The 18153-nt window shown below is 70.4% G+C and carries 20 protein-coding genes; 10 read left to right on the top strand and 10 right to left on the bottom strand.

Going from position 1 to position 18153, the window contains the following annotated elements; translation table 11 throughout:
- Nucleotides 1-58: 58 nt before the first annotated feature.
- Nucleotides 59-313: a BolA family protein gene (locus EPY72_RS00695; RefSeq protein ID WP_135805625.1), complete on the bottom strand. Its 255-nt coding sequence runs from the start codon at nt 311-313 to the stop codon at nt 59-61.
- A 178-nt stretch (nt 314-491) separates the two neighbouring features.
- Here EPY72_RS00695 and EPY72_RS00690 point away from each other — a divergent pair, with 178 nt between their 5' ends.
- Nucleotides 492-1457: a cell division protein CdpA domain-containing protein gene (locus EPY72_RS00690; protein ID WP_135805269.1), complete on the top strand. Its 966-nt coding sequence runs from the start codon at nt 492-494 to the stop codon at nt 1455-1457.
- 33 nt (nt 1458-1490) lie between these two features.
- On the top strand, nt 1491-2828 hold the full coding sequence (locus EPY72_RS00685; RefSeq protein ID WP_135805268.1) for a DEAD/DEAH box helicase: 1338 nt from the start codon (nt 1491-1493) through the stop codon (nt 2826-2828).
- Nucleotides 2829-2843: 15 nt separating this feature from the next.
- Here the strand turns inward: EPY72_RS00685 and EPY72_RS00680 are convergent, their stop codons facing one another.
- Nucleotides 2844-3218: a hypothetical protein gene (locus EPY72_RS00680; protein ID WP_134672507.1), complete on the bottom strand. Its 375-nt coding sequence runs from the start codon at nt 3216-3218 to the stop codon at nt 2844-2846.
- Nucleotides 3219-3296: 78 nt separating this feature from the next.
- Here EPY72_RS00680 and EPY72_RS00675 point away from each other — a divergent pair, with 78 nt between their 5' ends.
- Nucleotides 3297-4865 carry a DUF790 family protein gene (locus EPY72_RS00675; protein ID WP_134672506.1) on the top strand — a complete coding sequence of 523 codons (1569 nt, stop codon included), beginning with the start codon at nt 3297-3299 and terminating at the stop codon, nt 4863-4865.
- Here the strand turns inward: EPY72_RS00675 and EPY72_RS00670 are convergent.
- Entirely contained in the window at nt 4862-5377 is a 516-nt protein-coding gene (locus EPY72_RS00670; protein ID WP_135805267.1) for a DUF7122 family protein, read from the bottom strand. The two genes, EPY72_RS00675 and EPY72_RS00670, sit on opposite strands and share 4 nt — an antisense overlap.
- Nucleotides 5374-6327 (bottom strand): RsmB/NOP family class I SAM-dependent RNA methyltransferase, encoded by a 954-nt coding sequence (locus EPY72_RS00665; protein ID WP_134672504.1) that lies wholly within the window; start codon nt 6325-6327, stop codon nt 5374-5376. Before EPY72_RS00665 ends, EPY72_RS00670 begins: the two co-directional genes overlap by 4 nt.
- Nucleotides 6328-6435: 108 nt before the next feature.
- Here EPY72_RS00665 and EPY72_RS00660 point away from each other — a divergent pair, with 108 nt between their 5' ends.
- Nucleotides 6436-6711 carry a hypothetical protein gene (locus EPY72_RS00660; protein WP_209019664.1) on the top strand — a complete coding sequence of 92 codons (276 nt, stop codon included), beginning with the start codon at nt 6436-6438 and terminating at the stop codon, nt 6709-6711.
- Between the two features lie 28 nt (nt 6712-6739).
- Here EPY72_RS00660 and EPY72_RS00655 read toward each other — a convergent pair whose 3' ends face one another.
- Nucleotides 6740-6958 carry a hypothetical protein gene (locus tag EPY72_RS00655; RefSeq protein ID WP_135805266.1) on the bottom strand — a complete coding sequence of 73 codons (219 nt, stop codon included), beginning with the start codon at nt 6956-6958 and terminating at the stop codon, nt 6740-6742.
- A 109-nt stretch (nt 6959-7067) separates the two neighbouring features.
- On the opposite strand from EPY72_RS00655, the gene EPY72_RS00650 reads away from it, so the two are divergent.
- Nucleotides 7068-8207, top strand: a complete 1140-nt coding sequence (locus EPY72_RS00650) for an NAD(P)/FAD-dependent oxidoreductase (RefSeq protein ID WP_135805265.1) — start codon at nt 7068-7070, stop codon at nt 8205-8207.
- Here EPY72_RS00650 and EPY72_RS00645 read toward each other — a convergent pair whose 3' ends face one another.
- A complete protein-coding gene (locus EPY72_RS00645) occupies nt 8208-8582 on the bottom strand; it encodes a hypothetical protein (protein WP_134672501.1) in 375 nt (124 codons plus the stop codon).
- A gap of 67 nt (nt 8583-8649) precedes the next feature.
- Nucleotides 8650-9057, bottom strand: a complete 408-nt coding sequence (locus EPY72_RS00640) for an SHOCT domain-containing protein (RefSeq protein WP_134672500.1) — start codon at nt 9055-9057, stop codon at nt 8650-8652.
- Between the two features lie 109 nt (nt 9058-9166).
- Here EPY72_RS00640 and EPY72_RS00635 point away from each other — a divergent pair, with 109 nt between their 5' ends.
- From EPY72_RS00635 to EPY72_RS00615, 5 genes are all read left to right on the top strand, one after another.
- Nucleotides 9167-9388 carry a hypothetical protein gene (locus EPY72_RS00635; protein ID WP_134672499.1) on the top strand — a complete coding sequence of 74 codons (222 nt, stop codon included), beginning with the start codon at nt 9167-9169 and terminating at the stop codon, nt 9386-9388.
- 31 nt (nt 9389-9419) lie between these two features.
- Nucleotides 9420-9809 carry a DUF8159 domain-containing protein gene (locus tag EPY72_RS00630; protein WP_134672498.1) on the top strand — a complete coding sequence of 130 codons (390 nt, stop codon included), beginning with the start codon at nt 9420-9422 and terminating at the stop codon, nt 9807-9809.
- 112 nt (nt 9810-9921) lie between these two features.
- On the top strand, nt 9922-10809 hold the full coding sequence (locus EPY72_RS00625; RefSeq protein WP_135805264.1) for an ABC transporter ATP-binding protein: 888 nt from the start codon (nt 9922-9924) through the stop codon (nt 10807-10809).
- Entirely contained in the window at nt 10806-12806 is a 2001-nt protein-coding gene (locus tag EPY72_RS00620; RefSeq protein ID WP_135805263.1) for an ABC transporter permease subunit, read from the top strand. The genes EPY72_RS00625 and EPY72_RS00620 overlap by 4 nt, the downstream gene beginning before the upstream one ends.
- Complete coding sequence (locus EPY72_RS00615) at nt 12799-13848, top strand: ABC transporter permease (protein WP_168215984.1); 1050 nt, start codon at nt 12799-12801, stop codon at nt 13846-13848. The genes EPY72_RS00620 and EPY72_RS00615 overlap by 8 nt, the downstream gene beginning before the upstream one ends.
- A gap of 33 nt (nt 13849-13881) precedes the next feature.
- On the opposite strand, the gene EPY72_RS00610 is transcribed toward EPY72_RS00615, so the two are convergent.
- The 3 genes from EPY72_RS00610 to EPY72_RS00600 all read right to left on the bottom strand — a co-directional run bounded on the left by EPY72_RS00610 (nt 13882) and on the right by EPY72_RS00600 (nt 18042).
- On the bottom strand, nt 13882-15132 hold the full coding sequence (locus EPY72_RS00610) for an arginine deiminase family protein (protein WP_168215983.1): 1251 nt from the start codon (nt 15130-15132) through the stop codon (nt 13882-13884).
- Nucleotides 15133-15213: 81 nt separating this feature from the next.
- Complete coding sequence (locus EPY72_RS00605; protein ID WP_135805261.1) at nt 15214-16437, bottom strand: aminotransferase-like domain-containing protein; 1224 nt, start codon at nt 16435-16437, stop codon at nt 15214-15216.
- A 9-nt stretch (nt 16438-16446) separates the two neighbouring features.
- Nucleotides 16447-18042: a thiamine pyrophosphate-binding protein gene (locus EPY72_RS00600; protein WP_168215982.1), complete on the bottom strand. Its 1596-nt coding sequence runs from the start codon at nt 18040-18042 to the stop codon at nt 16447-16449.
- Nucleotides 18043-18153 lie beyond the last annotated feature (111 nt).

Below are 18153 nucleotides of genomic sequence, written 5' to 3'. Positions count from 1 at the left end.
CGCGGGCCACCTCGACCTCCGGCGACTCGTCCGTCGGGCCCGGTGAACGGCGCGCCGATCAGTCGTCTCTGGCCTCGTACTCCTCGGGCGTGTAGGTCTTCAGCTCTACCGCGTGGATGTCGGTGGTCATGTGCTGGCCCAGCGCGTCGTAGACCATCTCGTGTTGGTCGACCAGCGACTCGCCCTCGAAGGCGGGCGAGACGACGGTGGCCGCGAGGTGGTCGTCGTCGTCGACGCCCCGCGGGCGCGTGACGGTGGCCTCGGCGCCGTCGAGGTTCGATTCGATGAGTCGCTGTACGTCCGCGGCGTCCATGGGCGCGTCTTCGTCGTCCTTCATGTGAGTGGCCGTGAGTACGGAGTCCCGGCTGAAAGGCGTATGGATACCGCACCGGCGCGGACGCCGACCGGAGTCGGGGCCGGGCCACCGTCGCGTTCGACGGATTGCGAGCGTCTGACGCAACGTTTACTTGATGGCGTGCGATGGCCCGCACATGACGAGTCTCGCGGAGGCCTACGAGGAGAACGTCGGCGAGGTGGGGAGCCTCCGGCGACTCTATCTCGGCGTCGGGCTGTTCGTCGTGGGCGCCCTGCTGGTCGTCGTCGGCATCGTCGTCTCGACGACCGGCGTCCACGCCGCGCTCGGACTGGAGTGGTGGCAGGGCCGGGAGGTCGCGGGCGTCCTCGCGGGACTGGGCGTCCCGTCGGTGTTCGTCGGCGTGTTCACCGTCCTGCCCGCGAGCCAGCGCGTCCGGGCCGCGGCCGCCATCGGCGCGGGCGTGGCGGTGCTCGGGGTCGCGCTGTTCGCCCACGCCTACCCCTACATGTGGGCGGGCGCGGGCAACGGCGCCGACCTCACCGCGCAGGTCGCCGCGACGTACTTTTTCGGCGTCCTGGTGACGTGCTGGTGTCTGTTCGTCGCGGTCGCCAACTTCAAGACGCGCAACGACCCCGGCGGGACGGTCACCCTCGAAATCTCGCGGGAAGGGGAGGTCCGGACCGTCGAGGTCGACCGCGAGGACCTCGAAGAGTTCGACGACCTCGACGACCTCAGCGCGGTTCGGACCCAGCTCGCCGGGGCCGACCGTGCGGACGGTGCCGACGACCGGCCCGCCGAGACCGGACTCGGCGGCGTCGGCTTCTTCGGCGACGCGCCCGACGGCGAGACGCCCACCCAGACGAACCGGGGCGGGACGGCGGGCCGCGGCGGCGAGCAGACGCTCGGTCTGGGGGCGTCGTCGGACCCCCAGTCCGACGGCGGGACCGCCGCCAACGACATCCGGTCGCCGCTCGACGGCGCGCCGACCGACCGGCCCGACCGGACCACCGACACCTACTGTGGCAACTGCCGGCACTTCGAGTACGTCCGGACCAACGACGGGATGGTGCCCCGCTGTGGCTACTACGGCCGGACGATGGAGGACATGGACGCCTGCGAGGAGTGGGAGCCCAACCGGTAGCGCTTATATTCCGCGAGCCCCGAACGATCGACAGTGCCAGACGTGTCTCTCGCCTTCGAGGAGGGGACGCTGCGGGTCGAGACCGACCGCCAGCTCCCGTACACCGACGCCGACGCCCGGTCGAAGACCCGGCGAGCGCCCGCGTTCCGGTACGCCGCCGTCCGGGCGTACCTCGACGAGCAGGCGATCGGCTACGAGGACGCGGTCCTCGACGCCCCGGAGGTGCCCGAGCTCGCCTCGACTTACGAGCTTCGAGAGTACCAGCGCGAGGCCCTCGACGCGTGGGACGAGGCCGGCCGACGGGGCGTGCTGGAGCTTCCGACCGGGAGCGGCAAGACCGTCATCGGGCTGAAGGCTATCGAGTCGCTCGGGACCGCGACGCTCGTGGTCGTCCCCACCATCGACCTGCTCGAGCAGTGGCGCCGCGAGCTCGAATCGGAGTTCGCGGTTCCGGTGGGGCAGTTGGGCGGCGGCGAGCAGACCGTCGAACCGCTCACGGTCTCGACCTACGACTCGGCGTACCTCCGAGCCGACGAGCTGGGCGACCGATTCGGGCTCGTGATCTTCGACGAGGTCCACCACCTCGGCGGCGAGGGGTACCGAGAGATCGCCCGACTGCTGGCCGCGCCCGCCCGGATGGGGCTGACCGCGACCTTCGAGCGCCCGGACGGCGCCCACGAGGTCGTCGCCGACCTCGTCGGCGAGAAGGTCTTCGCCATCGACCCCGAGGCGCTGGCGGGCGAACACCTCGCGCCCTACGACATAAAGCGCGTCGAGGTCGAGCTTACCCCCGCGGAGCGCGAGCGCTACGAGGCCGCAAACCAAGTGTTCACCGACTACCTCGCGCGGTCGGACATCCGGATGCAAAGCGGGAGCGACTATCAGGAGTTGGTCAAGCGCTCGGGGTCGGACCCGCGGGCCCGCGAGGCGCTGTTAGCCAAACAGCGCGCCCGCGAGGTGATGATGAACAGCGACGCGAAGGTCGAGGCCTTGGCCCGGATCCTGGACGACCACCGCGGCGATCGGATCATCGTGTTCACCGCCCACAACGACCTCGTCTACCGGCTCTCCGAGCGGTTCCTGCTCCCGGCAGTGACCCACCAGACCGGGGCACCAGAACGCCGCGAGATCCTCGAACGGTTCCGGGAGGGCGAGTACTCGCGGGTCGTCACCTCGAACGTCCTCGACGAGGGCGTCGACGTCCCCGACGCGAACGTCGCGGTCGTGCTCTCGGGCAGCGCGAGCGAGCGGGAGTTCACCCAGCGGCTCGGCCGAATCCTCCGGCCGAACGACGACGGCCGGCCGGCGCTGCTGTACGAGGTCGTGAGCGCCGAGACCGCCGAGGAGAGCGTCGCTCGACGCCGCAAGTGACCGAGTCGGGCGAGTTCAGTCGGTTCGGAGGTCGAACGAGAGGCTCCCGCCGCTCCGGAACCGCTCGTAGGCGAACCCGACCTCGATCTCGACCGTCGTCGATTCGCCGGCCGCGACGGTCACCGCCCGGGACTCGCGGGTGACGTCCTCGCCCGCCTCGACGGTGACGTAGAGAGTTCCGGATCCCTCGGCGTCGCCGGCGTTCTCGACGGTCGCGGTGACGAGGAGGTCGCCCGAGTCGCTCTCGGCGTGGTCGAACTCCGCGAGTTCGAGGGCGACCGACCCCGCGTCGGATTCGGCGTCGTCGCCGCTCGAACACCCCGCGAGGGCCGCGAGGCCCGCGACCGACCCAGCCGCGCCGCAGGTTCGGAGAACGTCACGGCGTCGCATACCAGCCGGTGGTCGGCCGGACGGTATGAGTCTTCTGCCTTCCGACCGCTTTTGTCGGTCCGGCCCGGAGCCACTGGTATGCTGACCAAGGACCTGCTTCGGGTCTCCCGGGCCGGCGGGGGCTATCGGCCGGCATTCGCCGACCGGAGCCACCGCCCGCTGGCCGCGCGGGTCCTGGGCACGTTTCAGGGCCACGTCGGCGAGCCCCGGTCGGCGCTCGACGCGGCGCTCGGAGACCTCGAAGCCGACGCCGACCACTTCAAGCTGGTCAGGGGGTTCGCCAAGCTCCTCGAACGCGAGGCCGCCTTCGAGACCCGAGCGCCGGTCGACCCCGAGCGCGCCAGACGGGCCGCCTTCGAGGCCGCCGAGCGGGTGGGCGTCGTCGCCGAGGCCGACCGCGAGGCGGCGCTCGGCGAGGCGGGCGAGCGCCTCGGTGTCGAGTCCGACGCGCTCGCCGACGCGCTGTACGCCGACCTCGACGAGCGCCAGGTCCTCGCGTCGTTCGACGCCCGGTGGGACCCCGACGAACTGCTGGCCCAGTACAATCTCTCGCTGGCTCAGACGGCGCTGTTCGACGCGACCGAGCTTCGGGTCCGGACCGCCGACCCGAAGGCGCTGGTCTCTGCGGTCAAGCGCCTCCGACTGATGTACGAGATCCGGACGGTCGAGGGCGGCCCCGAGGGCGTCTCGGACCGCGAGGTCGTGGTGACCGGCCCCGACGCGCTCTTCCGGTCGACCCGGCGGTACGGCACCCGGTTCGCGCGACTGCTCCGGACCGTGGCGAGCGCCGAGGCGTGGACCCTCTCGGCGACGATCGACGACTACGGCACCGACCGGACCCTCTCGCTGTCCGACGACGACCCGGTGGCGGTGCCGGGCACCGAGCCGGTCGCGTCGGTGAGCTTCGACAGCGGCGTCGAGGCCGACTTCGCCGGCCGGTTCGGGGCGCTCGATCTCGACTGGGAGCTCGTCCGCGAGCCCGAACCGCTCGAAACCGGCGCGCGGGTGATGATCCCGGACTTCGCGTTCGAGTACCGCCCCGCGAACTCGACAGGCGAGACCGCTGGGGACGCCGGGGGCGGCCACGCCGACTTCCGGGTGTTTTTCGAGATCATGGGGTTCTGGACGCCCGAGTACGTCGAGAAGAAGCTCTCGCAACTGGAGACCGTCGAGGACGTAGAGCTCCTCGTGGCGGTCGACGAGAGCCTCGGCGTCGGCGAGGAGATCGCGGCCCGCGACCACCGCGCGATCCCCTACTCCGGGACCGTCCGGCTCAAGGACGTCCGGGACGCGCTCCGGGGCTACGAGGACGACCTCGCGGCCGAGAGCGCCAGCCGACTCCCCGACGAACTCGTCCCGGACGCCGACGCCGTCGGCCTCGATGCGCTCGCGGCCGAGTACGGCGTCAGCACAGACGCGATCGAGGGCAAGTCGTTCCCGGACCACGACCGGGTCGGACGGACCCTCGTCCGGCCGGGGGTGCTCGAGGACCTCCGGAGCGAGATCGAGGCCGGGATGGCGTTCGCGGCGGCCGAAGAGCGGCTCGCCGAGCGCGGGATCGACGACGCGAGCGCGGTGCTGTCGGAACTGGGGTACGCCGTCGAGTGGGAGGGGCTGACCGGCGGGACCGTCCGGCCGAAGGCCTAGAGGTCGCGCTGGCGGCCCTTCGGCACCGGGCTCCGGAGTTCGCCGTGGACGTAGAGACCGACCCCGAGCGGCGCCTCACCCCCGGCGAGGTCGTGAGTCACCACGAGATACCCCCAGTCGCCGTCCCAGTCGAGTTCCTGATCGTCGCCGCGGGCGAACCGGCGGGCCTGCTCGCGCGTGAGTTCGACGACGTTCCGGGTGGCTTCGGCGCCGAACCGCTGGACCGCGTTCATCGTCGGCTTCCAGTGTTTCTGGCGGGTCCGCAGGAACGTCATGCCCAGCGCCTCGACGTCGACCGGGGACGCGAGGTCCCCGCGGAGGAGCCAGATCTTGCCCTTGCCCTTCTCCCAGAGCGAAAAGTCCTCGAACGTCTCGGGCGGGACGCCGAACCGCTCGTCCCACCAGTCGAGGACCTCCCGACGGCTCGCCCGGCCCTCGACCTCGCGGTCGGCGGGCGTCGCGGGCAGGCGGTCGAAGCGCTGGCCGTCGTTGGTGGCCGAGCCGTCGGTCATGCGTCCACCTCCAACTTCGCGCAGAAGAACCCGCCGGTGTCGTTGTGGTGTGGGTAGAACCGCCGGGCCTTCCGAACGCTGTCGTCGTAGCGCTCGCCGTCCCACTCGGTGACGCCGGGCCGCGAATCGAGGTCGACGTCGAACTCGACGAGGTGACAGTCCTCGGCGTCGAGGACGTGGTCGAGCACCGCCTCGTTCTCCTCGGGAGCGAACGTGCAGGTCGAGTAGACAACCGTTCCGCCCTCGCGGGTCGCCTGAACCGCCCGCCGGAGGATCCCCTTCTGGACGCCCGCGACGCTCCGGACGTGGTCCATGGTCCACTCGTCGAGCACAGTCGGGTTCTTCCGGATGGTCCCCTCGCACGAACAGGGGACGTCGACCAGCGCCTTATCGAAGGCGTCGAAGTTCTGGGACCGCGCCTCGGAGCCCGATGCGTTTCGCTCGTCGGCGTCGAACGGCTTCAACGAGAAGTGCCGGGCGTCGCTGTTGACGACCACCGTGTTGGTCACGCCGAGGCGTTCGGTGTTGAACCGGAGCGCCGAGAGCCGCCCGAGGTTGTTGTCGTTGGCGACGACCAGCCCCTCGTCGTCCATCAGCGCCGCGAGCTGGGTGGTCTTGCTCCCGGGCGCGGCGCAGGCGTCCCAGACGCGCTCGCCGGGTTCGGGCGCGAGCACCGTCGCCGGGATGGCCGAGACCTCCTCTTGGCCGTGGATCCAGCCGTGGAAGGAGGCCCACGTACTCCCGGGGCTGTCGGTGTCGACCGAAAGCACCTCGTCGGACCACTCGCGGTCGGTCCACTCGACGCCGTCGGCTTCGAGCGCGCGCTTGGCGCGCTCGACGGTCGCCTCGATGGTGTTGACCCGGACCGCCGTCGGGAGCGGCCGCTCGCAGGCCGCCCGGAAGGCGTCGAAGTCGTCGACGATCGGTTCGTAGCGCTCCAGTGGCTCCATCGACGGGACGTTCGCGCGAGCCGCGCTTGTGGGTTTCGGAACGCCGGACCGGCGCGGCGACGGGAGACGGCCGTAGCTGTTACCCGTCGATGGCCCGTCGTCTGTGGCATGGCAGACACCGACGCGCCCGACACCGACTGGGAAGCGGCCGTGCGCATGGATCTGGAGCCCGACGCGCTCCACGAGAGCGAGAGCGGCTACTACTTCGATTGCCCGGAGTGTGGCTCGCCCGCGACCGTCGAGAACCTCGTCCAGCACGGCCGGTGCAACGGCTACCTCGACGAGCAGGTCGAGGGGCTGGACTTCGACGTCTCGAACGTCTCGTGTACCGCGCGGCTCCGACTCGAACTCGCCTACACGTCCGACGCGGAGAACGAGGCGTAGCCCGTCGCACCCGAGGAGAGTGGCGCCCTCACTCTCGGTCGCCGCGCTGGCGCCACGCGAGACACCCGAACCCGACGAAAAACAGGCCGACGGACGCGGGCAGTCCGAGCCGGAAGGCGACCGCCGGAATCGCCGGATGGGACGTCCCGAAGAGGACCGCTAGTAGCCAGACGCCGAAGACGACCGTCGCGAGGTCCCACCACGTCCGCCAGTGGGCCAGCAGGCCGACGAGTCGCTCGCGATCCATGTTGTAGTTACATACCTAACACTTTTTAAGCGTTCGTACTCGGCGGTCGTTCGATCGCCCGAACCCTCCCACCCACTACTAAGCCCTCCGGGTTCTTAGGTCCGGACGAATGCGAATCGCCATCCTCGGCGCGGGGTACGCCGGACTGAGCCTCGCCCGAAAGCTAGAGCGCACCGTTCCCGACGACGTCGAACTCGTGGTGGTCGAGCGGACGGGGAGCCACCTCGTCCAACACGAGATCCACCGCGTGATCCGCCGGCCCTCGCTGGCCGACGACATCGAGGTCCCGCTGGAGGCGGTGCTCGACCGCGCCCGACTCCGGAAGGCGGAGGTCGCCGACGTGGACCCCGAGGCCGGCGTCGTCACGTTCGCCGACGGCGACGAACTGGCCTACGACTACGCCGCGGTGTGTCTCGGCGCCGAGACGGCCTTCTACGACCTGCCGGGCGTCGAGGACCACGCCACCCCGCTGAAGTCGATTCCCGACGCCGAGGCCATCCGCGCGGAGTTCCTCGCCGCGCTCGAGGCCGGCGGCCGGGTCGTGGTCGGCGGCGCCGGGCTGTCGGGCGTGCAGGTCGCCGGCGAACTCGCGGCGTTCGCCGACGAGGAGGGCGCCGGCGACGACGTGACCGTCACCCTGCTCGAACAGTACGACACCGTCGCCCCGGCCTTCCCCGAGAACTTCCAGCGGGCGGTCCGGGAGGCCCTCGAAGCCCGCGGGGTCGAGATCCGGACCGGAACCGCGGTCGCGGAGGCGACCGACGACGCGATCGACCTCGAGTCGGGCGCGTCGCTGGCGTACGACCAGTTCGTCTGGACCGGCGGCATCCGGGGGCCGGCCGCCCTCGACGGCGAGCGCCCCGAGGTCCAGAACAACCTCCGGGTCTCGGACTCGACGTTCGTCGTCGGCGACGCCGCCCGCGTGGTGGACGCCGACGGCGAGCCCGTCCCGGCGAGCGCCCAGTCGGCGATCCGGGAGGCCCGGACGGTCGCCGAAAACATCGGCCGGCTCGTCGACGCCGATCGCGACGGCGGCGACATCTTCGAGCCCCGGCTCGAACCGTTCGCGTTCGACTCGCCGGGATGGCTGGTGTCGATCGGCGACGGCGCGGTCGCGCAGGTCGGCCCGACCGTCGTCACCGGGGCGGCCGCGAAGACGCTCAAGGCGACCGTCGGCGCCGGCTACCTCTCGTCGGTGGGTGCGATCCGCAACGCCGCCGAACTCGTCAACAAAGAATTAGCCGACTGATCAGAGGAACGGGACCCCGAGCGCACCCGCCTCGACGAATCCGATCCCTTCGAGCAACACGAGCACGACCCAGACCGACAGCCACGCAACGAGTCCGATGCCGATGGCCGTCCCCCACCCGCCGGGGTAGCGCGCATTGATCACCCAGACCCACGCGAGGAGGCCGAGAACCGCGCCGATGAACGACCCGACGAACGGAATAAGTCCGAACAGTCCGGCGACGACCCACCAGACCAGCGCGCCGACGATAGCGGTGAGCACTGCGTATTCGTAGTCGTCACGGTCAGCGATGACTCTCGCACCGACGTAGATACCGAACGCGCCGATGAGGAGGCTCACGACGAACCCCACGAGGTAACTCAGGAACTCTACCATGGGTAGTAACTGTCTCGACCGGTTTTTATATGTGGCGTCTGTCAGCCGCTCGAAACCGGCCCCGAACTCACTCGCGCTCGCGGACGCGTTCGCCCCCGCGCTCGCGGGCGACGTGGTCGCGAGCGCTCTCGGGCGTCTCGGTTTCGAGCAGTCGCTCGACCTTCCGCTCGAACTCCGCGTCGCTCAGGTCCCCTCGGGCGTAGCGGTCCCGCAAGGTGTCGAGCGCCTCCTGCTTTGACTCCGGGGCCTCGACCGACGCGTCGGGATCGGCCGACGCCTCGTCGTCGCCCAACAGCGTGTCGACGAGCGGGACGACCACGGCGAACCCGATGACGAACACCAGCCAGAACCCCTCGATCCCGGCGAACAGCCCGAGCAGGCCGAGTCCGACCACGAGCAGCGACGCGACCTGGGTCGCGGTGTTGTCGCCGCTCTCGTCGGATTCGACGCCGGTGCTCGACAGCGAGTCGACCATGCACCCGGGTAAGTCGACGATCGCCAAAAAGTTTCACCCCCGCCGGATCGAATTCTGTCGGGTCGTGCGCGTCAGTGGCTTTAAGGTTCTGGCCGAACCTCCCGAGCGCATGGCACGCGATACTGCGCTGTTCGACAAGACGTTGGCGGGGGTGGTCGGCGTCGCCGCCGGCGCCGCGATCGGGCTCGGCGCGCTTCGACGCTACCGAACGACGCCGTCCGCGAGCGTCGTCTGTACCGAATGTGGCGAGTCGATGCCGGTCGACGACGTGCTCGATCCGGCGGTGACCTGCGGCTGTGTCACCCCGCGAGACTCACAGGACTTCCGGTAGCCACTACCGCCTCGACCCCGAACGGGGACCCATGGACCCCGAGGATCTCCGCGAACGACTCGAAGCGCGACTGATGAGCCACGGCGTCTACGTGACCTCCCTGGAGCGAACCGACGCCGGCCTCGCCCTCGACTACGAGACCGCGACGCCCGGCGAGGCGGTTCCGGACCGCGAGATCGGGCGGGTGCTCAACCTCCTGCTCGACGCGCTCGCCGACGGCGAGTGGGAGCCCGTCGACGTGCGGGCGACGGTCCACGACATCGACGACCCGGAGCCGTCGGCCGACGGGGAGCCCGACCCCGCCGCGGGCGTCCGCGGGAGCTGGCGGGCCGACGCCGAGTGGCTGGCGGCCCACGACGACGGCGACATCTCGGACGTCGAACTCTCCCAGCGCGTCCTCGACACGGTCGAGGAGGCGTGAGGGTCCGAACCCCGATCGCCCCGGCCGAATCGGGACGGTCGTACCCGGTTGTCTCGGGCGCCCGTAACCCATAAAATCAAGTCACCGGGGTATCGACTGTCGGACAGCTCGAATGATAGACGTCGACAGCCTGCGGAAAGAGTACGGCGGCTTTACCGCTGTCGAGGGAAGCACCTTCTCGGTCCCCGACGGCGAGGTGTTCGGCATCATCGGCCCGAACGGCGCGGGCAAGACGACGACCCTGAAGATGCTCGCGGGGCTCATCGAGCCCACGAGCGGGTCCGCGACCGTCGCCGGCTACGACGCCCAGGACGCCGAGATGCGCAACTACCTCGGCTTTCTCCCCGAGGAGTCGCCCCTCTACGAGGACATGACGCCGGTCTCGTACCTCGAGTTCTTCGGGGATCTCTACGACGTGCCCCGGGCGACCGCCCGCGAGCGCATCCACGACACCCTCGATCGGCTCGATCTCGACCACCGCGACCGCAAGCTCGGCGACATGTCGAAGGGGATGGGCCGAAAGGTCGCCATCGCGCGGTCGCTGGTCAACGACCCCGAGGTCCTGATCTACGACGAACCGGCAAGCGGGCTCGATCCGCTCACCACCAACTACATCATCGAGTTCACGCGCGAGCTCGCCGAGTCGGGCAAGACGGTGGTGTTCAGCGCGCACAACCTCTTTCACGTCGAGAGCATCTGCGACCGGGTGGTCGTGATGAACGACGGTCGGATCGTCGCGCGGGGCGCCGTCGAGGAGATCCGCGCCGAACACGGCCGGACGGAGTACCACGTCTACACCACCGTCGACATCGAGGGCGCGGTCGCGGAGAACGGCGCGTACCGCCGGATCGTCGAGAGCATGGACGGCGTCGAGGAGACCCGCGAGCTGGCGGCCGCGTCCGGCGGCGAAGTGACCGACATCCAGACTCACACCCCGAGCCTGGAGGACATCTTCCTCGATCTCGCCGAGGAGTCGCCCGACGTGGAGGGCCGGCCGTGAAGGCCGACAAGACCCTCCGAATCGCCCGATGGGAGGTCTCGAAGAACGCGGGCCAGCTCGACCGCCGGACGCTGGCGGCGATCGGGGTCGTGCTCGTGTTGGTGGCCGCGCTCACGCCGCTGGTCGCCAGCAAGGGCATCGCGCTCGACGACGGTATCTATCAGGTCGGCGTCGCCGACGACAGCCCGTACCGCGGCCCCGTCGCGAACGACTCGACGTTCGTCGCGGTCGAGCCCGACGCCCGCGCGTTCCGCAACGGCGAGATCGACGTGCTGATCCTGCCCGGCCGACCGCCGGTCCCGGCCCCGACCCAGAAGGGGCAGGCGGCGATCTCCGAACTGCGCGCGACGGTGCAGGCGTACAACGACGACCTGATGGGCTTCGAGCGAAACCGGACCGCCGCGTTCCCGGTGAACGTCTCGCTCCGGTACGTCGCCCAGAACGTCTCGACGACCGGCGCCGGGACCGACGACTCGGAGCCTCCGGCGACCACCCGGCCGACCGACGAGGACGAGGTCGGACTCGGCGGCGGCGAATCCGGCGGGGGCGACACCGGTGGCGAGACTGACGACGCGGATCTTCAGGCGACCAGCCGACCGACCGACAATGGAGACGAGATCGATAGTGGCGAGTCCAACAGCGATGGAGCCGGCGGCGAGTCTGGCGGGGGCGACACCGTCGGCGCCACCGATAGGGATGCCGGAGGCGACGACGGCGGCGCTGTCGGCGACGGGCCGGCCGGCGCGCCGTCGGTCGGGAGCGGCTCGTCGCTGTTCACCGACCAGACCCGAGGCGGCACGCCCGCCGACATCGCGCCGCCGTTCCCCTTCGAGTCGCTGGTGCTCGCGTTCGCGTTCGTGCTCCCGATGAACTTCGTGATCCAGGCGTACGCGTCGAGCATCCTGAACGAGCGGATCAACGACCGCGGCGAGCTCCTGCTCGTCTCGCCGGTCTCGCGGGGCGACATCGTCGCGGGCAAGACCCTCCCGTACCTCGTCGGGATGATCGCCATCGCGACCCTCACCGCGCTCGGGATCGCGGGGCTGACCCCGGCCGGCGGCGACGCGCCGCTCGAAATCGTGTCGACCGCGGCGGTGTCGGTCGCGGCGGTCGCGCCCATCGCGTTGCTGTTTCTGGCCTGCGCGTTCGTCGGCGGGATGTTCGCCCGGTCTTTCAAGGAGCTCACCTTCGTCACCGTCACCCTCTCGGTGCTTCTGACCTCCTACGCGTTCATCCCCGCGATCTTCACCGACGTCCACCCCATCGCGGCCATCTCGCCGCTGACGCTGGTGGTCCGGGCGCTCGGGGGCGGGGCGGTCCCGCTCGCCGACTACGCGTTCTCGACGCTCCCGCTGTTGCTGACCGCCGGGACGCTGTTCGCGCTGGGCGCGGGCGTCTACCGCGAGGAGGACATGTTCACCCAGCGGTCGGTGCCGCTCAAGTTCCTCGACGCGCTCGACAGCCAACTGTCGAGCCCCCGGAGCCTCGCGAAGCTGAGCGCCCTCTCGATCCCGTTCGTCTTCGTCGCCGAACTGCTGGCGGTCGCGCTCCTCTTTGCGCTCCCGGTCTCGGTGTCGATCCCCGCGCTGTTGGTCGCGATCGCGCTCGTCGAGGAGGTCGCCAAGAGCGTCGGGATCTACGCCGGGTTCGCCCACGAGCGGTTCGGCCGGTCGGCCCGGTCGATCGGGTGGCTCGGGTTCCTCTCGGGGCTTGGCTTTTTCGTCGGCGAGAAGGCGACCGCGGTCGCCCAGCTGGTCGGGCTCCCGAACCTCGAACTCGGCCGGGCGGCGTTTGGCACCGTCACGGGGCTCGGGATCCAGTCGTCGCCGCTGGTGCTGGTAGGGCTGTTTTTCGCGCCGCTGGCGCTCCACGCGGTCACCGCGACGATCACCGCCGCCGGCGCGAGCAGGGATCGGCGGTGGTACTTCGGGACCCTCGCTGTCGCGACGCTGGTTCATGCCGGCTACAACCTAACGGTGGTGAGCTACCTTGGGTAAGCGCCTGACGGTCGCGCGCCGGGAGCTGGCGTCGCTCCGGAGCGAGAAGACCATCGTGCTCGCGATCCTGATCCAGCTTTTCATCGCGGCGTTCTCGTCGTTCCTCGCGGTCGGGCTCGTCTCGCTGTACGACCCCGGGTCGGTCTCGGAGGGGTTCGTCGTCGAGTTCGCGGTGACCGGTGAGGCCGGCGACGATATCGCGCCCGTCATCGAGCGCGAGGGCGGCTGGCGGGCCGTCGAGTACGGCAGTTACGGCTCGGCGATGGACGCGTTCCGCGGTGGTGAGGTTCACGCCGTCCTCTACGTCGACCGGCTCCCGAGCGGACAGGCCGACGTGGAGGCGGTCGTCCCCGACGGCAACATCCGGACCACGCTGGTCGTGACGCAGGTCCGAGACGCCCTCGACGCCTTCGAGCGCGCCGAGCGGAAGCGCCTCCGGGCCCAACTCGAACGGACGCCGATCGATCTGCCCCGCGACGGCGAGTCGAGCCCGTACTTCGGGTTCACTTACACCGTGTTGCTCCCGCTGTTGATGTTCCTGCCGGTGTTTCTCAGCGGGAGCGTCGCGGTCGACGCCATCGCCGAGGAGTACGACCGCGGGACGCTCGAACTCCTCCGGGTGACGCCGCTGACCGCCACCGACATCGTCGACGGGAAGCTGGCGGCGATGGGCGCGCTCGCGCCGCTCCAGGCGGGCGCGTGGCTGGCCCTGCTGTCGCTCAACGGGACCGACATCTCGAACGTCGCTGAGATTCTGCTGGTCGTAACCGGCTTCTCGGTCGGCGTGGTCGCGATGGGGGCGTTCGCCGCGCTCCGGTTCCGCGACCGCAAACAGGCCCAGTTCCTCTTCTCGATGGGGATTCTGGTCGTGTTCAGCGCCACCTACCTCCTGCCCGAACCGCCCGCGAACACCGTGGCGAAACTCGCCATCGGCAGTCCACAGCCGCTCACCCGCGCGATGGTGGCCGCCTACGTGGTCTGTGGGCTCGCCGGCTACGCCGCGCTCCGGCGGCTGGTCGCGACTCGGGGGATCGGCGAATGAGTCACGAAACAAATCGATGCGTCGGCGACGCGGCTACCCCCGCGACAGCGGCGTCGTCATGCAGTGGACCCCGCCGCCGCCGGCGGTGAGCGCGCTCGGCAGGAGGCCGGTACCGTCGGGCAACACCTCGACGCCTCGTTCTTTCAGCGCCTCGATGGTGTGGTTGCGCTCGGGGCGGTACTCGCCGGTCCCCTCGGCGTCGTCGCGGTAGATCGCGACCACCGTCCCGTCGTCGACGGTCAGGAAGTTCGTCGGCCAGCGTTCGAGCCAGTCGGGATTGATCGTGTCGTAGCCCTTCTCGTCGAGGTACGACAGCACCGTCGTGGTTTCGCGCCGGCGGTACTCGTCGCCGCGGCGCTCGTAGACGTCGACCTCGGCGGCGGCCGCGAGGCGCTCGCGGGTGACCGCCAGCCCCTCAGCCGCGACGTTGAGCCACCCGTCGAGGTGGAGGACCCGCGAGCCGGTGCCGTACTCCTCGGCCATCGCCCGGCCGGCTTCGAGGGGCGCACGCACCAGTCCGACCTCCTCGAACCCGATCGCCCCGGCGTCGAGCAACTGTTCGCCGGCGGCGTAGCTGGTCCGGAGGATCTCCTCCTCGCCGTCGACCACCGCCGAGGTGCCTACCAGCGCGAAGTCGCCGGCCGGTACGAAGTCCCCGCCCTCGATTGGTTCGTCGGTCACCTGATGGGCGACGTCGGCCCCGACGCCCTCCCACGCGGTCCGGACCAGCGGGATCTCGGGCTGGCGGACCGCGTCGTACATGTTGGCGACGATCGGCCCCTCGTCGCCGAGCAGGTTGTGGTCGCGCTGGAAGTACATGTTCGAGATCGGGCGCTCGAAGCGGACGTCGGCGACCGTCGACTCGGCCGACCGGCCCCACCAGTTGGCCTCGCCCGCCCCGGCGTCGCGGTCGAGCAATCGCGGGCGGCTCAACACCAGCCCGAGCTTCTCGCGGGCGTCGAACGCATCGAGGACGGCGTCGACGTCCGGAATCGGGCGGACGTCCCCCGGCGTCGACTCGGTCGCGGCCGCGACCTCTCGGACCAGCTCGTCGAGCGCTCCGGCCGCGGCGAGGTCGTCGGCGAGCTGGTGGACCTCGACGCCCGCACGCTCGAAGGTCTCGATCAGGCGTCGGTGTTCCCGGCGGGCACGTTCGGGCGCCACCGGCTCGAAGAACAGCGATCGCTCGGGGTCGAGGCTCCCGGTCAGCAGTTCGGGGCCGGGCGTGTGGACCCGGACCGCGTTCAGCGCGTCGTACTCGGCCGTTGCGGAGTGGTGTGTCACGATGGGCGTACGTGTCCGTAGGATGGCATAAATCTATGCGTCGCCCCGGTAGGCGTCCGGTTTTCCCGGACCGTCGCCGACTCAGTGGTCCGCCAGCGTCGACTCGGTCGCTCGGGCCAGCGCCCGGATTCCCCGCTCCATCTCGTCGAGCGAGACGTGGCTGAACGAGAGCCGGAGGCAGTTCTCGCCGCCGTCGTCCGGGAAGAACTGCTCGCCCGGGAGGTAGGTGACCCCCTCGTCGGCGGCGGTCGGGAGCAGCGCCTCGGCGTCGATCCCCTCGGGGAGTTCGACCCAGACGAAAAAGCCGCCGTTTGGCTCGGTCCATTCGGCGCCCGGCGGCATGTGTTCGTCGAGCAGGTCGAGCATGTGATCACACCGGCGCTCGTAGGCCGCCCGGAGCTCCTCGACGTCGGCCTCGAAGCGACCCTCGGCGCAGTAGCGCCCGAGCACGCTCTGGGTGAACGTGTTGGTCCCGCCGGCCCGCATCCGGGTGATCTCGGCAAGCGGTTCCGCGTCGGCGAGCACCCATCCCGTCCGGACCCCGGGCGCGATGGTCTTCGAGAACGTGTTGACCCGGACCACCCGGCCGGAGTCGTCGAGCGCCGCGAGCGGCGCCACGGGCTCGCCGCGGTACCGCAGGTCGTCGTAGGCGTCGTCTTCGAGCACGACGAAGTCGTACTCCTCGGCCAGCTCCAGGAGGCGCTCGCGGCGCGGGCGCGACATGGTGGTCCCGCCGGGGTTCTGGAAGGTCGGGATGGTGTACAGCAGTTTCGGGAGGGGCCGGCCGTCGGCCCGCCGGGCGTCTAGCTCCGCCGCGAGCGCGTCGACGTCGAGGCCGTCGGCGTCGGCCTCGAAGCCGGTCACGTCGACGCCGTAGTTCGCGAACAACTTGAGCGCGCCCATGAACGTCGGCGCCTCCACGAACACCTCGTCGCCGCGTTCGAGGAACGTGTGACAGACCACGTCGATCGCGTGGGTCGAGCCGTTCGTCAACAGGACGTTCTCCTCGTCGCAGTCGATGCCTCGCTCGCGCTCGCGCTCGACGACCGTTTCGGTGAGACGGTCGACGTACTCGCCGCCGCCGTACTGGAGCGCGCGCTCGCCCTCTTGTTCGAACACGGCCTCGGCGGCCGCGACGAGCTGGTCCTCGGGGAACGATTCGGGGAATGGAAAGCCGAAGCTCAGCGACACCGCACCGGGGGCCTTTATCGACCGCCAGCTTCCGTACCCCTCTTCGTTCAGTCCGTCTCGTACAGTCTCGGTGAACAGGTGATCGAACGCACCCGTCCGCTCGTTGTCTTGCATGTGTGTAGTTCAGAAGTCGACCGGTATCTCGACGACCGTCGGTCGGTCGCGCGCGAACGCCGCCTCCAGCGCGGCGGGCAACTCCGTCTCGACCGCGTCGGCGTCGACCCGCTCGGCGGCGGCGCCGAACGCCCGGGCCAGCGGGACGAACTCGGGGTTCTCGATGTCGGTCCCGACGATCCGGCCGTCGTAGTCTCGCGCCTGGATCTCTTCGAGGACGCCGTAGCAGTCGTCGTTGACGACCACGATCGGCACCGCGAGGTCGTGCTTGACTGCGGTCGCGAGCGCCTGTACCGTGAACAGGAACCCGCCGTCGCCGACCAGCCCGACGACCTGCGTGTCGGGCGAGCCGACCGCCGCGCCGAACGCCGCGGGCGGCCCGAACCCGAGCGTCCCGAACCCCCGGGGGAACAGAAAGGTGTCGGGCTCGCGGACGGGGAACTCGCTCGACGCCGCGTACGACACCTTCGTCATGTCGTTGACGACCACCGCGTCGTCGTCGAGCGCCGCCCGGAGCGCCGCGAGGATCCGGTGGCGGCCGTCGCGGTCGTCGGGCCCCAACTCGATACGCGCCCGGAGGTCGGCGACCGCCTCGCGCTGGTCGTCGCCGAACTCGACGCCCCTCGATTCGACGCGGTCGGCGAGCTCGGGGACCGCCGCCGCCGCGTCGGCGACGATGCCGACCTCGGTCGGGTAGGTCTTGCCGAGGGTTCGGTAGTCGATGTCGATCTGGACGAGGGTTTCGGGCAGGTCGACCGACTCGAACTCCCGGGGACTGAGTTCGGTGCCGATCGCGATCGCGAGGTCCCGGGACTCGACGAACTCGGCGACCGGCTCGCGACCGGTGGTCGCCCCGAGCGCGAGCGGGTGGTCGGCCGGGACGACGCCCTTGCCCGCGACCGTCGAGACGACCGGGACGCCGGCGGCGTCGACGAGCCGGCGGACCGCGTCGGCCGCACCGGACGCGCCGCCGCCGACCACGAGTAGCGGCCGGTCGGCCTCCGCGAGCCGGTCGACCGCCGCCGCGAGCCGGGTCTCGTCGACCGGGTCGGGAGACGGCTCGCCGACAGGCGCCGCGAGTTCGACCCGTTCTTCGCGGGCCAGCACGTCGGTCGGGATCTGGACGTGGACGGGACGGGGCCGACGGGTCCGGAGGTACTCGACAGCGTCCGAGATCGCCTCGGGGACGTCGGCGACCCGCGTCACCTGCTCGCTGTAAGCCGCGATGCTTTCCATCGCGCCCTGCTGGTCTTTGAGCTCGTGGAGGTAGCCTTTCCCCCGCCCGTCCTCGTTGGTCTCGTTCTGGCTGGAGACGACGAGCAACGGCGAGGAGTCCGAGTAGGCCTGCCCGATCGGCGTCGCGGCGTTCGTCAGCCCGGGGCCGGTGATGACCAGCGCGACCCCGATCCGTCCGGTCGTTCGGGCGTACCCGTCGGCCATGAAGCCGGCGCCCTGTTCGTGGCGGGTCGTGACGTGGTCGATGTCGCTGTCGAGGAGCGGGTCGTAGACGTCGAGCGTGTGCACACCCGGGATCCCGAACGCGACGTCGACGCCCTCCCGCTCGAGCTGTGCGACGACCGCCTCTCCGCCGGTCAGTCGCGGCATGTGGTACTCATCCTCAATCGTTCGTGAAACAGGCAGGCATTCGGACATATTCCTTTCGGTGGCGGCAGTCGGCGACTCCGAGGCGTCGCGGCGAATCCGACGCGAGGCAAC

Source organism: Halorussus marinus, from assembly GCF_004765795.1.
Lineage (GTDB): Archaea > Halobacteriota > Halobacteria > Halobacteriales > Haladaptataceae > Halorussus > Halorussus marinus.
The sequence above is the reverse complement of the archived record's forward strand: the minus strand, read 5'-3'. Positions and strand labels throughout refer to the sequence as shown.